Consider the following 15,312-nt stretch of genomic DNA (forward strand, 5'->3'; position numbering starts at 1 on the left):
CTTCTTTCTCCTTCCTCCTTCTATAACTTAATGTTTAAATTCAACCCGTAACTTCTTGTCGTTGGCAGCGTGTGCGTTTCGATGCCTTGAAGGTTGTCGGACGCGGATACTTGCGCTTCGGGGTCGAGGTTATCGATATACTTCTTGATCATCAGGACATTGTTGCACATCGCTGAGAGCGTCAGGCCCTTGATGAAGGTTTTCTCCCGCAGGAAACGCGACAGGTCGTAACCTACCGAAAGCGTCCGCCAGCGCACAAATGCGCCGTTGTACACGAACGGTGTGGCGATGTTGGTACTGCGGTAGGCGGTATAGAACTGCTCTGCTTCTACGCGTTGAGTGTTCGGCTCGCCGGTGGCGGTTACGCCGTCCAGCAACACGCCGTCTTCGCGGCCTACGAGCGACGATTTGGAAAGCCCTTCACGCAGGAAGTTCAGGTTGGAGTTCGAGAGGATCTTGTTGCCTGCCTTGAAATCGACCTGTGTTCCAATGCGAAAACCTTTTACATTGATCGTATTCACCCAGGCGCCCACCCATTTGGGGATCGCGCTGCCGAATGTAACCAGGCTGCCTTGCTGCGGCAGACCGCCGGACGTAACGATGCGGCCCTGGGCATCGCGTTTGTAGTCAAATCCCCGGAGCGAAGCAAGGGGCTTGCCGATTTCATGCGAAACAATGCCGAAAAATTCGCCCGTACCGACATCGAACCGCTCCTGTCTTTCGGCCAGTTCAATTACCTTACTGATATTGTAGCTGCCGTTGAAGCTGGTTTCCCAGGTAAAATTATCGTTGCGGACCGGCACGACGGTCAGCAAGAACTCGACCCCCTGGTTACGTAGCTTGCCTACATTCACTTTCGTTTGGCTGAAACCCGAAGTATTGGAAATGTCCACATTCAGGATCTCGTCGACGGTATTTTTGCGGTACACAGAGAGATCGAGGTTCAAACGGCTGTCGAATGTCTTCATTTCCAGACCTATCTCCGTTTCTTTCACTTTCAGCGGGCGTAGGTTGGCGTTCGGACTGATCGTAGAAGGCAGGTTACCCAGCGCCGTTCCATTGAACGGGTTCGCGTTGATACCATAGTACAGATTGTTCGAGTACGGGTCGGTATCGCCACCTACCTCGGCATAAGCTGCCCGGAGTTTGCCGTAAGTGAGCCAGTCGGGCGCGGTATTGAACGCCTGGCTGAACACGAAGCTGCCACTTACGGATGGGTATAAGTAGCTGTTGGACTGCGGGTTCAGCGTCGAGAACCAGTCGTTGCGGCCCGTTACGTTCAGGAACAGGAAGCTTTTGTAAGAAAATTCGGCCGACCCGTAAATCGAGTTGACCTTCTTTTTTCCGTAGCTGTAATTCGGGTTCTTGATCTGGCCGTTGGCGATCGTGTAGAGATCACGTACGTAAAAGTTGGTGACTGCGGTCGAGACGTTATCGTTTACCTGCAACATCTGGTTGCCGCCGAGTGTAATGTCGATGCCAAAGTCGCCGAACGACTTGTTGGCGCCGATGAGGATATCCATATTACGTTCACGGAATGTCGATACATCCTGGTAGTAATAGCCATTGAAGCCGGTCGCGACGGCACCGATGGAGCGCGTGCCGGTAGGGCGGTTGTAGTTGTACGGACGGGTGTAATAATCCTGGCCGATGCGGCCTTGCACGAATAGCCAGTCGGTGAAATCATAGCGTACCGAAGTGTTACCGAAAATCCGGTCGCGGCGCACGTTTTCGAAGCGGTCATAGGCGACCCAGTACGGGTTGTTCCGGTTTGTGAAACGCGACAGGGGCATTTCGTTGCCGTTGGCGTCCTTGCGGTTTTTCAGCCAGTCGGTATCGATGCTTGTGGCCAGGGTATAAATGGTGGTATTCGCATTCATGTCCTGGATACCGATCTGGGGCGGATTCTTGTTGTACTCGTTGGAATAGTTTGCGTTCAGTTGCGCCGAGAGTTTTTTGGTAAACTTGTAATTCAAACCAAGGTTGAAGATTTTTTTATGATAAGCCGAGTTCGGCATGATCGCATTGGCATCGGTATTCGCGAAAGAGAGGCGGAAATTTCCTTTTTCATTGCCGCCTGATAATGCAACTGAATTGGTAAAACTGGTTCCTGTGCGGTAAAACTTCTTGATACGGTCCTTGTGGGCCACGTAAGGTTGCATGCTGCCGTCGAACTGGGGCGTCGGCTTGCCGTCGAGTTTCTCTCCGAATGCGAATACGCCGGAGCTCTGCGCTTCTGCCACGGAGGTAGGGCGTTTTCCGAACTCTCCCTGGCCGTATTCATACTGAAAATCGGTATAATCCAATGCTTCCTGTGCCTGGAAGTTGGAATTAAGTTCCACGCCGATGCCGGTGGTTTTACTGCCGCTTTTGGTGGTAATGATAATCGCACCGTCTTTCGCACGGAAGCCGTACAATGCCGCGGCCGCCGCGCCTTTCAGCACGGTCATCGACTCGATATCGTCCTGGTTAATGCTTTGCAGGCCGTCACCCGCATCCGAAGAACCGCCGGTAGGGTTGCCCGTGCCATTGCCATTGGAACCGCCCGCCGAAACGCTGCTGTTGTTGATCGGAATGCCGTTGACGATGATCAGCGGAGAGTTGTTGCCCCCGAACGACGACTGGCCGCGGATACGGATTTTGGTAGACCCGCCGGGGCCACTCGCGGGTGGCGTTACGTTCAGGCCGGCCACCTTGCCCTGCAAGCTGTTACCCAGGTTGGTTGTACGGTTGGTCGTCAGCTCTTCCGTGTTCACCGTCGCGGTGGAATAGCCCAGTTTTTTCGCATCCCGCTTGATACCCAGCGCAGTTACGACCACCATTTCGAGGTTGCGGACATCGGGCGTCATGGAAATATCGTAGTTCGACTGGTTGCCCAGCGGTATTTCCTGCGGTGTGTAGCCCACGTACGAGAACACCAGTGTGCCGCCCGCGTCGGGAACGCTCAGCTGAAATGCGCCTTCCGTGTCCGTGGCAGTGCCTGCTTTCGTTCCTTTCACCACAATGCTCACACCGGGCAGAGGAGCCCCCTTTTCGTCGGTGACTTTTCCCGTGATATTCCGGTCGAGATTGTTGTCGTTGCGGATCATTTCGGGTAATGCACTGCCCGGTCCGGCGGTGTTTTTGATGAGCACAACCTGTCGGCCGTCGATCTTATACGTGATGTTGGCGGGTTTGAAAAGGTCGTCCAGAATGTCGCCAAGCGGCTTATCGACGGCGTTGAGCGAAACCTTGCGTTGCGATTTGATCAGCGGAGAGCTGTACGTGAAACGCAGCTGCGTCAGCTTGTTGAGTTTGTTCAGTACGGTCTTCATTTCCAGGTTACTGACCTGGATCGTGATCTTTTGGTTCAGAATATCCTGTGCCCCAACGGTGCCGGCCGCTGACACAGTGGCGAAGATTAGGGCAATAAATAATTGGTATAATGATATTCGCATAGCCCTGTATAGTAGCCGGGGTAGATGTCGGTGTTTTTTCATACTTTTGAAAGTTTTGTTCAGGATTGAAATGATGGGACAAAACACTCCATTATCGCCGCAGATGCCAGTCGGGGCGAGGGAGTCGCAGGGCTGGTGATGGCGCAATCATCACCGGCTCTTTATCATTCAGGGGAAAAGCGGTGTTACGGGTACGTCATAGGCAAAAACGGGATTAATGATAGCTGATTTTAGTCCTGAAAAGGGTTTAGATTTGAAAGCAGCTGTAAAACAGCCCGTTAATTACAACCTCTGGAGCTGATCACAACCTGACCGTTCTCCATATTATATCCGGCACCGATGGCCTGGCATATTGCGTTCAACCGCTGTTTCAGATTTTCCTCCCCGAACTGCGCGCTGATCATGCAATTGGAAAGCGTTTCTGCATTGTAGACGACGCTGATCCCGTAGGCCCTCGCCAGGGCGTCGAACGCCTCGGTAACCGGCTTGTCGTCGAATACCTGGTCCTTTTGCACCGCCGACTCGGCCAGTAACCCCCGGGTTGGCCCTTCCGGTTTTTTCAAGTTTGTTGTCCCTCCGGTTGAAAACCACCTGCTGGTTGGGGTTCAGGATCACGCCCTCGGGGGCCCGATGTCCCCGCCGCATTTCATATGCTTTTTTGGGATAAACAGATACCCGTCCCGTTTTCACGGCCACCATCTCGGTGTTGTCCCCTTCGAACGCCTTGATACGGAAGCTGGTACCGAGCACTTTTGTGACGGTCTGGTTGGTATAAACCAGGAATGGCTGTTCCGGATTTCTGGCTACATCAAAAAAGGCCTCACCGGTAAGGTATACGCGCCGCTCATCGGCCGCGAACCGCCGGGGATATCTGATGCTGCTACCTTTTGCGAGCGTAGCCACGCTGTTATCGCTCAGCAGCACGGTCATTTCCGTTTCCGAGGAGTTGGTTTCAACCACCATTTCGCGCTCCAGAATAACTTCCTGCGTGTTCGCTGTCGGCGGTATTGTGTTGTGCGTGGTATAGTAAAGCCAGCTCAGGCCGCCTGCAAGCAGTAACACGGCCGCAGCACGCCAAACCGCCCGTTGGTAAAACGGTACCCGTCGTTCCATTTCCCGTTCGCCCGCGATGCGCGTAAGTTCGGCGATCTCATGCCGGATGGTCTCGTCCGAAAGGTCGTCCTTGTAGAGTTCATGGACGGCGAGCACCAGTTCCCGGGCAAGCGCCGCCGCGCCGGCACGCCCGGCATTTTCCCCGATCCATTGCTGCCAGTGGCGGTCGAGCTCCGGCGTTGGGGACATTACCCAGCATCGGAACGATTCGTCCGTCGCAAGTTCCTCTACGGTAAAAGTTCGGTGTAGACTCATGGGTTAACCAAAGCGTAATTTTCGAGCATTACAGGCTCTTCAACGAGCATTACAGGCTCTTCAAATTGGTATGTCGGTTTCAAAGCGGTTTATAACCAAAAAAATCAAAAAAAATTTGAAAAAATTATATTGAAGGGAAGGAGAAAAGAGAGGAACGAGGAAAGGGGAGAATGGGGAGGATGTGTTGAAAGTATTAAATGTTATGAAAGGTTTTAAAGGTATAAAAGTATAAATAGTTTAAAAAGGTAAAAGAGCTTGGTGTTGTGTTCCGCAGGATCGCTCTGGGATAGCGGCCGGGAACCTGTGGAACGCGAAAACGAAGGTTGATTTTCAGGCTGTTTGTTCGTTTAACGCATCCCATCGCGTGCCCTATTACTCCATTTTACCTTCCCTTTTTCCCGATTAAATCGCTAGCACCAGCAACAACCAAAAAAACTCGGCATGTGCCCAGATTTCCTTGATTTCTTTCAAGGTCCGGTAAAGCAGATTGGAAACGCTTTGCCGCCCGAGCCCCATGACGCTGGCGATATCCTCGTTGTCGAGGTTCTGGTAGAAGCGCAGGTAGATGATCTCCTGCTGACGTTTGGAGAGGAGCGAAATGATGCGTTTAAGATGGCCGTTCTGAAAGCGTATGTGCTCGTCTTCGATGATATCGGTTTCAATGGAAGGCGCCGACGGGTCGGCGTCGAAAATACCCACTTGCGGCTCGTGGAAGCGTTTGAGGCGAATGCTTTCCTTAATGAGCTTGTGACGGAGCGCTTTGAGCAGATAGGACTTCACAAATGCGGTTTCGGAGAGGAAATTGCGGCGTTCCCAGAGTTCGAGGTAGAGTTCCTGGATGGAATCGCGGATGAAGTCGGGGTCGGAGGAGAACTTGGTGGCATAGTTGTACAATGCGCGGTAATGCGTCTGGGCCAGTTGTCCGAGCGCCTCCGAATCTCCGGCTTTGAACCGCTGCCAGAGCCTGATACTCGTCTGGCTTGCATCCGATATGTTTTCTTCCTGATTCAAATCCTTAACGCAACGGCAATGTTTTATTAAATCAATGAATTATACCAATCAAAGCGGTGCATCGTGGCATTCTCCTTGTGAAATGACGGTAATTATTCGGTTTCGGAAATGTCTTGGGAAAATAAAGCGGGACGGTATCGCACCGCCCCGCCGGATGGCCGCTCTGGCCGCTTATTTAACTACTTTAAGTTTGCCCTGCATCAGCGTGTAATGGCCGGGGAAGGTGCATACGTACTGGTAGGTACCGGCCTGTTTCGGCGCCACGAAGTAGATGGCTTCCGATTTTTCGGGCTCTACGATGTTGGTATGAAAAAGCACATCGTTGGTTTGAGGCACGTAATTGAGCTCCGTTCCTTTCAAACCGAGGTTCAAACCCGCCTCGCCGACGGCATTGGCTGCGCCTGGCTTGGTTATGACGAGGTTATGCAGCATGTCGTCGTTGTTATTGAATACAACTTTGACCTTGCTGCCGGCCTTCACCTGTATTTCGGAAATATCGAATTTCAGCCCCGGCACGGTTCCGATGGTCACTACCTGATCGGGGCCGTTTGTCCAGCTGGCGGGCATTTCGGTGACACGCTTTACGGAGGCTGCGGTATTGGCGGCCGTTTCGCCCGAGGCGGGCATCGCGTGCGCGTTGTGGTCAACGGCGGCGGCTTTTACGGTCGTGGTGAATTGCGAAGGATTGGCCGGTTGCCCGTTTGCAATTTCGTTCAGCGTATAATAGGCTGTCGTGTGCAGCAGGTTATTGCCATCCGGCGACTTTACGCCGTCGGTTTTGATCTCATGAATATAACCCTTACGTAATGTGGCCGGGTCGACCACCAGGCGAACGCGAAGGCCGTCTTCCGATACGATAATCCCCTTAACAGGCACCTCCTGCGTGTTGATAATCGGGCTGCCATAAGTACGATGGTAACGATAAGTGAAGCTGTTCATTTTGTAGGCACCCTGGTCTGCGGCGGACTGTTTGTCGACGGGGCTGGTGAAGGTAATTTCAAATCCGTCCGGCATCGAGCGCACGGTTTTCATTTCGAACGGCATTTTACCCGTCCACACAAGCCGCTGAATCCCGAACTCGGCCTTGCCCGTCGCCGACCATCCGCGACTGGTCTGGCCTACGAAAAGCGAGCCGTCGAGGCCCCATTCCAGGCGCAGGATGCCCGACATGAAACCTTCGCGAAAAGGAAATACGGTTCCCTGCCATACGCCATTCACTTTTTCGAGGTCTACGCGGGTGATAATGCTATGGCCCTGATCGCCTACGAACATTTGTCCGGTAAACGGCCCGAATGCGCCGTTGGTAATGTCTTCTTTGAAATCTGAGGTGGAAATACCCACCAATGTATGCGGGAACCAGACGGCAGGCGGTTTGAGGCCGAGTACTTTTTTGGCAACGTCATAAAGCGGCTCGCCGGTGTTGGGGACGTCTTCGGGCGTGAGCTTGACGGGTGAGCCTTCTTCCTTGCTCCAGCGCAGGCCAGCCGGATTGCCCGCAAAATCGCCTTTTTCCAAATGGGTCATGCGACCGGAACCTACCCAGTCGCCCTGGTTTTCGGTGTAAAAAATGTCGCCTTTGTAAGACCCGAACCCGGAAGGGGAGCGCAAACCGGTCGCCCAGGGCGTCAGTTTGCCGTCTTCGCTCAGTTTCAGCATCCAGCCCCGCCATTTCGACTGGCTGGCGCCACGGCCTACCCAGTCGAGGTTGAGCGTCACGAGCATTTCGCCGTTAGGCATCGCTACGGGCCCGTAGGAGTATTGATGGTAGTTGCCCGACAGCGGCCACCGCGTGAAAGAATCGTAAACGTCCGCCACGCCGTCGTTGTCGGTGTCGGCAAGGCGTGTCACTTCGCCGCGTTGGGATACCAGGAAGTCTTTGCCCCGGTAATACAGCCCCAGCGGCTCGTGCAAGCCCGATGCAAACCGGTGGAACGAAGGCTTGCCGTCGCCTTTCAGATAGGGGTTGCCTATCATCCACACTTCGCCACGCCGGGTCGAGGCGGCGAGGCGGCCATCGGGCAGCACCTGCATTCCGCCCACCTCCATTTTAATGTCCTCCGGAATGGGAATGGTAACAATGCGGTAGTAATCGTCGATTTTGTTAGGCTTGGATTGCGCGTAGGCGCTCATACAGCCGGCGGTGATCAGGGTAGTTAAGAGAATATTTTTCATTGAGAGAAATCGGATAATGAGGTTTTTACCAAAACAGGGAATAGCTGGTTGCATTGGAAACAGGAAGGATGAGCTCCTTCATTTCGCCAGCCGGACGGACCACGGCCCTCGCTTTTTTATCCACCTGCACGAAGAAGCGGTCGTCGACCTGGTAAAGACCTTTTTCAATTTCGGTAATCTGCTTGCCGCTCGCCAGCAAAGAATACAGTGGGCGGGAAGGCGTGCCCTCGACGCGGAATGTGCGGGAAAGGCTGTTGCCGCCGGATACCAGCTCGTCGCTGACAGTGGCCGAACCAATGGCGTAGCGGAATACGGGGTAACCTTTCGGATCGATTTTATAACCGAGGAAATTAATGTCCGAAGAATCGGGCCATGCCGTATTCGCATTGTCGAGCAGGGCCACGCTGCTGCGGCCGGATACATGTACTTTCAGGCCGGCGGGGAAGAGCAATTGGGGTTCGCCGCGCTCGTACCACATCTCGGTCACGTCGGCGAACTGCCCGCGCCATGCCTGTACCAATGCGCCGCGGTTCAGGTCCACGGTGTAATTCCAGCCATCGGGGCTACCAACGGAGATACAATGCGTGCGTTTGTATTTTTCGCCTTCCACCTGAATGAAGGAACGTACCATTTCCGGGCGCATGCCGGGCGTTACGCTGATATAGGGCTTGGGTTCCGGCTCGGGGAGCGACGATAGCGCATGGAGGTCGTAAGGGCGAACGCCCGACTTTTCCACACGCAGGCCCAACGCAGGCTGGCGCCACGGAAAACGCGAGTAATAGATTTTGAACTTGTGTTTGCCCTGCGTCAGGTTCACCGAACCCGTATGCGTTTCCTGGGAAGTGCTTTCGCCAGAGCTTATTACATTCTTTCCGTCGACATCCAGGGAAAGGACAGGGCCTGAATAAATGGTCGTGAAAATGTAGTCGCCGGCCTCGGTCACGTCCATGTCGCCTTCGTAAACGAGGTGAAATTCGCGCATGCCGTTGGTCACTTCCTGCGTTAGCAAGGGCGACCGGCCTTCGTGATCCAGCTTGCTATATTCTTTGGCATCCCATTTGTCTGAATAAACTTTATAATTCAGATTGCTGATTGACAGTGGTTTAAGGTTAGCAAGAAGTTGGTAACCCACGTTACGGAAGGCGATACTGCCCTTAGTAACCTCCAATGCGATGGGTTGGCCGTCGCCGGCGGTTTTGGAATTGGGAAGGTAAACCGTTTCAAGCACCGTTACGCCGTTGAGCGAAAGGGTGTTCAGGCGCGCGGAATTGGGAACGTGTTGTACCGATGCATCATAGGAGAGTTCGAGGGTTTGCCAGAGGCCGGCCGATTTCGCAGCGTTCTGCGTCGGGAACTGGCCAATATAACCCGAGGTGGTTGCATCGGCCACTTTCTGCTTGCTGCTGTCGGAGATCCTCACCTTTTGACCGCCCGGCAGAACGATATTCCCTTCGGCACCCGGCGAAACGTTGAACTCGATAAACAATCGAAGGTCGCTCGCCTTGAGTTTGGTGGCGAGCGCGTTCCCCGGATTTCCGATCAGAATGCCGTCACCCGGGAGCGTTTTAGGCTTCGCCGCACCGGAAGGATGTATGGAAATGCCGCCTTGTATCGACCAGTTGGGGGCGGCGCTTTCAAATGCGCTGAGGTCTTTGAGGGGAAGCGGAGAATAATTTCCCTTCGTTGTCTGACCCGTCACCATCACCGGACAAGCCAGAAACAGGAGGGAGACTTTCTGAAACAATTGATGCATTGGAATCGATTAAGTGTATTGTTTACAATTAAAAAGCGAAGTTCGGCATTTTTTTTACTATTATATCCGGAAATAGTATGAATTTTTTGAAGCTTTTCTCGGCGAAAAAAGGACACTATTTCAATAGCGAACGGGTTGGCGCCAAAGGCGGTCACATGACAGCGATGCCGATTCGAAAGTTAAACAGGGATGAAATACGCAGACCGGCGTATACCGGCTAGGGTTGCGGGTAGAACGGAACCGGCCCTGACGGCATTCGGTGCACGAATCGAAGGTGGGAGTAATAGTCCGGTTCGGGCATTTTACTGTATTATTCAAACACGGCGACACCACAGACGGTCCCATCCCGGCAATTTTTATAAAAAATTTAAATACAAGCCAATAGCATATCGAATGGTTGCATTTTATGTAAATCCGATTTCGTAAATTTAAAGGGACGCCGTGCCGGGAAGGCGCCGGGAGCAGGTTCCCATCGGGTGTTTCAGTACAGCATCAGGCAAGATTTCCTAACATCGATCAGTAGTCGTTACCGGTGGTCCCGGATGTAACCCGAGCTGCCGGATTTGTTGATAGTATGTTAATAAATACTTAACATAACAGACTGTATTTAACCGGATTTTTGCGCCTTGCAAGAAGTATTTGCCAATTCCATCTTTTTCTCACCTAAATAACCTAAGTGCTCATGATCAGACAATTTTACTTATGCTTCCGGCTGAGTATTTTCAGAAGAAGCGCCTACACCGGGCTGATGCTCACGGGGCTGCTGTACTGCCACGCGGGCGTCGCCCAGTCGGTTGTTACCGGGCAGGTGACTTCCGATGAAGATAAGCTGCCCCTCGCCGGCGTGAGTGTTATCGAAAAAGGCACCAACAACGGGACCGTCACCGATGCCAACGGAAAGTACCAGCTCACCGTAAAGGGCGCGAGCTCCGTGCTGACGTTCTCGTTCCTGGGCTATGTTTCACAGGAGGTGACGGTAGGCGGCCGGGCCATCGCGGACGTGACGCTTCTGGCCGATCAGAAGCAGTTGCAGGAAGTAGTGGTGACGGCGCTGGGTATCAAAAAGGACGTGCGTAAGCTGGGTTACGCGGTGCAGGAGTTGAAAGGAGAGAGCATTGTTACCGCGCGCGAGACCAACATTGTGAACCAGCTGGCCGGAAAAGTGGCCGGTGTGACGGTGGTAGGAAGCCCGTCGGGCATCGGCGGCTCAGCCCGTGTGACCATACGCGGCGAACGTTCGGTGGATTTGAATAAAAACCAGCCATTGTACGTGATCGACGGCGTGCCGATCAGCAACGCCATCACCGGCGGCTCGGGCCAGGGCAACCTGGAAGTCGATTTCGGTAACGGCGCGAGCTTTATCAACCCCGATGATGTGGAAACCATGAGCGTATTGAAAGGGCCCGCAGCGGCGGCGTTATACGGGTCAAGAGCGGCCAACGGCGTGATCCTCATTACCACCAAATCGGGGAAAGGAAATAAAGGCATCGGTATCGAGGTAAACAGCAATACAACCTTCGAGCGCGCATTGAAATTGCCTGAATATCAGAACAGATACGGACAAGGAAACGGCAACGGCGGAGATTTTGCGTTTGTTAACGGAGCCGGCGGAGGTCTGACGGACGGTACCGACGAAGGGTGGGGCCCGGAGTTCAAGGGCCAGAGCTACCCTCAGTTCAACTCGCCGCGCACTTTGAACGGCCAGGTGATCCCGTATCTTGGCGGTGACCTGAATGCCCCGGCGGGAAGCGTGATCACCGCAACACCCTGGGTGCCCGATGTGAATGGTTTGAAGGATTTCCTGCAAACGGGCCGTACGTTGACCAACAATGTGGCGCTGATCGGTAACAACGACCAGGGCAATTTCCGTTTGTCGTACACGCATCTCGACCAGACAGGGATCGTCCCGAATACCGATCTGGAAGCGTCATACCGTCTCGTTAAGTGCGGGTTACAACCTCACCAGGAAGTTTTCGGCCAAAACCTTCGTGAGCTATATCAAAAGTGCCAGCGGCAACCGTCCGTCGATCAGCTACGGCACGGAGAGCATTATGTACCTTTTCAATTGCTGGTTGCCGCGTTCGGTGAAGGTTTCGGATATGAAACGTTTATGGATGAACGGCGCCGAGGAGCAGCGTCAGTTCAGCTGGAACTACAACTACCACGACAACCCGTACCTGACGGTTTTCGCAAATACCAATGGGCAGGATGTGAACCGGATTATCGGTAACGTGATCCTGAAATACGATTTCACCGATTGGCTGAGCCTGCAAGTGCGTACGGCTACCGATTGGGGCAACGAGCGCCGCGAATACCGCCGTGCATTTAGCACGCAGCGTTTCCCGTTCGGACAATACCGCGAGGTGAAGATCAACACCGAAGAGCGCAATACCGACTTTTTGTTATCATTTAACAAAGACCTCAACCAGGATTTCAACGTAACGGCGACATTCGGCGGCAACCAGAACCGCCAAAGCTCGGTCTACGACGAGGAAAATGCGGGCCAGTTGAACCTGCCGGGCATTTATAACCTCACCAACTCGCGCATTGCGCTGGTAGCTTCCCAAAGCAGGGTAGGCAAGCGTATCAATAGTTTGTACGGTTCGGCGTCGGTGTCGTTCCGCAATTATCTGTTTTTGGACATCACCGCCCGTAACGACTGGAGCAGCGCATTGACATTGCCCACGGCGCTGAAAGCGTTCGGTACCGAAAACAACTCGTATTTCTATCCGTCGGTGGCATTGAGCGCTGTGCTGAGCGATATGGTGAAGTTACCCGAAGCGATTTCCTTTGCCAAGCTACGCGCCAGTTTCGCGCAGGTTGGTAACGACACCGATCCATTCACGTTCACACAGGCATTCAACCCCAGCACGCCTTACGGAAGCTCACAGATCTACGGCGAAACCGACCGCCTGGCTAACCTCAACCTGAAACCGGAGATCAGCACCGCGTACGAACTGGGCGCCGACCTGCGCTTCTTCAAGAACCGCGTGGGCCTGGATTTTACATTCTATCAAAGCAAAACCAAAAACCAGATATTGCAGATCCCGCTTTCGCTGACCACCGGCTACAACGGCCGTTTTTTCAATGCGGGTGAGATCAAAAACTGGGGTTTTGAAACCATGCTGAATGTAACGCCGATCGAAACAAGCGATTTCAAATGGAACATCGGCCTCAATTTCTCGGCCAACCGCAGTAAAGTGCTCGAACTCTCGGACGGCATTACCAACTTTGTCATGGCCAGCAAAGGGGTTAGCATCGAGGCGCGCGTAGGCGAGCGGATGGGCGATATGTACGGCATCGCATTCGCACGCGTACAGAACACCAACCCTTCGCAGCCCTATTACGATGCATCGGGGCAGTATGTTGGCCAGATCGTTTACAAGGACGGACGCCCGGTGCCTACTACCAACGTTCAGAAGATGGGCAACTACAATCCCGACTGGCTGGCCGGTATTTCCAACCAGTTCAGTTACAAGAATCTGAAACTGAGCTTCCTGTTCGACGTCCGTCATGGTGGTAAGCTGTATTCGCACACGCAAACCGTCGGGCGTGAAGGAGGGATCATTAAGGAAACCCTCGAAGGGCGCGCGGATGGGTACGATCTGAGCAAGCCGGGCAACGGCGTGATCGGCGAAGGCGTGGTTCAGAATGCCGATGGCACGTTCAGCAAAAACGAAGTGAAACTGACGGCCCGCGCATGGCATACGGCCTACACCGGCGGCCGCAATATCGCCGAGGGCGTCATGTTCGACGCGTCGTTTGTGAAGCTGCGCGAAGTGCAGCTGGGCTATTCGATCCCGAACCGCTTGCTGAGCCGTTCGCCGATCAAAAACATTACCATATCGCTGGTAGGCCGTAATCTTGCACTGTGGTCGAAAGTGCCGCACGTAGACCCCGAAACAATGGCTTACAACGGCGGGACTGCATTGCCGGGTATCGAGTATATGTCGATCCCTTCCAGCCGCAGCTATGGTTTCAATGTGAGTTTCAAACTGTAATATTTCAATTGGAAAACAATGAAAAAGCTAATTCCGCTATATATCATGCTGTTGGTGGTCGTCTCCGGCGGGGCGTGTACCAACGACTTCGAGGAAGTGAACACCAACAACAATGTTCCCAATAACGTCACACCGGACCTGCTCCTGGCCGGGGTGATCCGCAACATGATCAACGGCCAGGTGAACGACGCCTGGGGTATCGGTAACATCGTGGTGCAGCACCATGCCAAAATCCAGTTCGTAAACGAGGACCGCTATTTGTGGGGCCAGCAAAACAGTATCTGGGATAATGTTTACGGAAATATGCGTAACGTTAAAAACATCCTGGACCAGGTAGGTGCCGACGACAAGAATGCGTACAAAGGCATCGCGCTTATATTGAAATCATGGATGTTTGCCCTCGCCACCGATGCTTACGGCGACATTCCATACACCGAAGCGACCAAAGGCAAGACGGACGCCGTTTACCTGCCTAAATATGATCCGCAGGAAAATATTTATGCCGGTATCCTGTCGGACCTGAAAGCAGCGAACGATATTCTTGCGGCCAGCTCTACGGCTGTTTCGGGAGATATTCTGTTTGGCGGCGGCACGGGGTCGCTCATCAAATGGCGGAAGCTCGCCAATTCGCTTCGTCTGCGCTATCTGATGCGTATTTCGAAACAAAAGGATGTGAAGGCTGAAATGCAGGCTATCCTTGCCGACACTGCCAAAAACCCGGTTTTCGAAGGAAATCAGGATAATGCGGAGCTGAAATACCTTGCCGCCGCTCCTAATCAATGGGCATTGTACGGTGCCCGCGTCGGATCGTTTGACGAGTTCCGCGTAAGCAAGACGCTCAGCGACCGTCTTACGGCACTGAAAGACCCGCGTCTGGCGGTATTTGGCCGTCCGTCGCAATCGTCGGTGGCGGCTGGCAAGCCGGTAATCGAAGGTGTGCCTAATGGCCTGGGCGACGTACCTGCGTTGAATTACAACGGCGGGCCGCAGGGTGTTTCCCGGGTAGGTTATACGTTTGCGTGCCTCGTGTGCAACGACCCCGGTCAGGCACCGCCCGATCCCGCCGCGCCCCGGGGTATCCTGATGAATTATTCGGAACTGCAATTCATCCTTGCCGAAGCGCGTGAAAAAGGCTGGATCAGTACCGGAACGGCCCAGGAATATTATATGAAGGGGGTTCAGAGCAATTTCGACTATTGGAGAAGCGTGGTACCGTCGTCATACGGCATCAACGTGACGCCCGACCCGTCCTATTTCACCCAACCGGCTGTCGCTTACACCGGGACAACGGATGAAAAACTGGCGAAAATCGCGCTGCAAAAGTGGGTCGCGTTCTATTTCAACGGCCTGGAAGCCTGGTTCGACTGGCGACGGACAGGGATGCCGGAGATCAAGCCGGGGCCCGATAACCTGAACCAGAACCGCGTGCCGGTACGCTTCATTTACCCGCTCTCGGAGCAATCGCTCAACGGGGCCAACCGCGAAGAAGCAGTGAAACGCCAGGGCGCCGACGACCTGAACACCCGTATCTGGGTCGCTAAGTAGGTTTAGGGGGAGGAGGAAAGGGAGG

At 53.7% G+C, this 15,312-nt stretch carries 8 protein-coding genes and 1 pseudogene; 3 read left to right on the plus strand and 6 right to left on the minus strand.

Going from position 1 to position 15,312, the window contains the following annotated elements:
- Window positions 1-20: 20 nt before the first annotated feature.
- The 6 genes and pseudogenes from ABV298_RS29205 to ABV298_RS29230 form a co-directional block, all read right to left on the minus strand.
- Window positions 21-3,389, minus strand: coding sequence for a SusC/RagA family TonB-linked outer membrane protein (locus ABV298_RS29205; RefSeq protein WP_353719657.1), 3,369 nt, complete (start codon window positions 3,387-3,389; stop codon window positions 21-23).
- Window positions 3,390-3,715: 326 nt separating this feature from the next.
- Window positions 3,716-3,952, minus strand: coding sequence for a DUF4974 domain-containing protein (locus ABV298_RS29210; RefSeq protein ID WP_353719658.1), 237 nt, complete (start codon window positions 3,950-3,952; stop codon window positions 3,716-3,718).
- A 217-nt stretch (window positions 3,953-4,169) separates the two neighbouring features.
- Window positions 4,170-4,805: pseudogene (locus tag ABV298_RS29215) on the minus strand (FecR family protein); the annotation flags it as partial.
- A gap of 402 nt (window positions 4,806-5,207) precedes the next feature.
- On the minus strand, window positions 5,208-5,816 hold the full coding sequence (locus tag ABV298_RS29220) for a sigma-70 family RNA polymerase sigma factor (RefSeq protein ID WP_353719659.1): 609 nt from the start codon (window positions 5,814-5,816) through the stop codon (window positions 5,208-5,210).
- A 171-nt stretch (window positions 5,817-5,987) separates the two neighbouring features.
- Window positions 5,988-7,988: a plastocyanin/azurin family copper-binding protein gene (locus tag ABV298_RS29225; RefSeq protein WP_353719660.1), complete on the minus strand. Its 2,001-nt coding sequence runs from the start codon at window positions 7,986-7,988 to the stop codon at window positions 5,988-5,990.
- A gap of 25 nt (window positions 7,989-8,013) precedes the next feature.
- On the minus strand, window positions 8,014-9,741 hold the full coding sequence (locus tag ABV298_RS29230; RefSeq protein ID WP_353719661.1) for a family 16 glycoside hydrolase: 1,728 nt from the start codon (window positions 9,739-9,741) through the stop codon (window positions 8,014-8,016).
- Window positions 9,742-10,423: 682 nt separating this feature from the next.
- On the opposite strand from ABV298_RS29230, the gene ABV298_RS29235 reads away from it, so the two are divergent.
- Genes ABV298_RS29235 through ABV298_RS29245 form a run of 3 tightly spaced genes read left to right on the plus strand, consistent with a single transcriptional unit; the run spans window position 10,424 to window position 15,287 of the window.
- Entirely contained in the window at window positions 10,424-11,971 is a 1,548-nt protein-coding gene (locus ABV298_RS29235) for a carboxypeptidase-like regulatory domain-containing protein (protein ID WP_353719662.1), read from the plus strand.
- Window positions 11,856-13,742 (plus strand): TonB-dependent receptor, encoded by a 1,887-nt coding sequence (locus tag ABV298_RS29240; RefSeq protein ID WP_353723270.1) that lies wholly within the window; start codon window positions 11,856-11,858, stop codon window positions 13,740-13,742. The genes ABV298_RS29235 and ABV298_RS29240 overlap by 116 nt, the downstream gene beginning before the upstream one ends.
- A gap of 18 nt (window positions 13,743-13,760) precedes the next feature.
- Window positions 13,761-15,287 (plus strand): SusD/RagB family nutrient-binding outer membrane lipoprotein, encoded by a 1,527-nt coding sequence (locus ABV298_RS29245; protein WP_353719663.1) that lies wholly within the window; start codon window positions 13,761-13,763, stop codon window positions 15,285-15,287.
- Window positions 15,288-15,312: the final 25 nt, after the last annotated feature.

This window comes from Dyadobacter sp. 676 (assembly GCF_040448675.1).
Lineage (GTDB): Bacteria > Bacteroidota > Bacteroidia > Cytophagales > Spirosomataceae > Dyadobacter.

What these genes read in the sequence shown, in the direction of transcription:
- ABV298_RS29225 (WP_353719660.1), bottom strand. Translation starts at nt 7,988, where the DNA reads ATGAAAAATATTCTCTTAACTACCCTGATCACCGCCGGCTGTATGAGC.
- ABV298_RS29230 (WP_353719661.1), bottom strand. Translation starts at nt 9,741, where the DNA reads ATGCATCAATTGTTTCAGAAAGTCTCCCTCCTGTTTCTGGCTTGTCCG.
- ABV298_RS29235 (WP_353719662.1), top strand. Translation starts at nt 10,424, where the DNA reads ATGATCAGACAATTTTACTTATGCTTCCGGCTGAGTATTTTCAGAAGA.
- ABV298_RS29240 (WP_353723270.1), top strand. Translation starts at nt 11,856, where the DNA reads ATGAACGGCGCCGAGGAGCAGCGTCAGTTCAGCTGGAACTACAACTAC.
- ABV298_RS29245 (WP_353719663.1), top strand. Translation starts at nt 13,761, where the DNA reads ATGAAAAAGCTAATTCCGCTATATATCATGCTGTTGGTGGTCGTCTCC.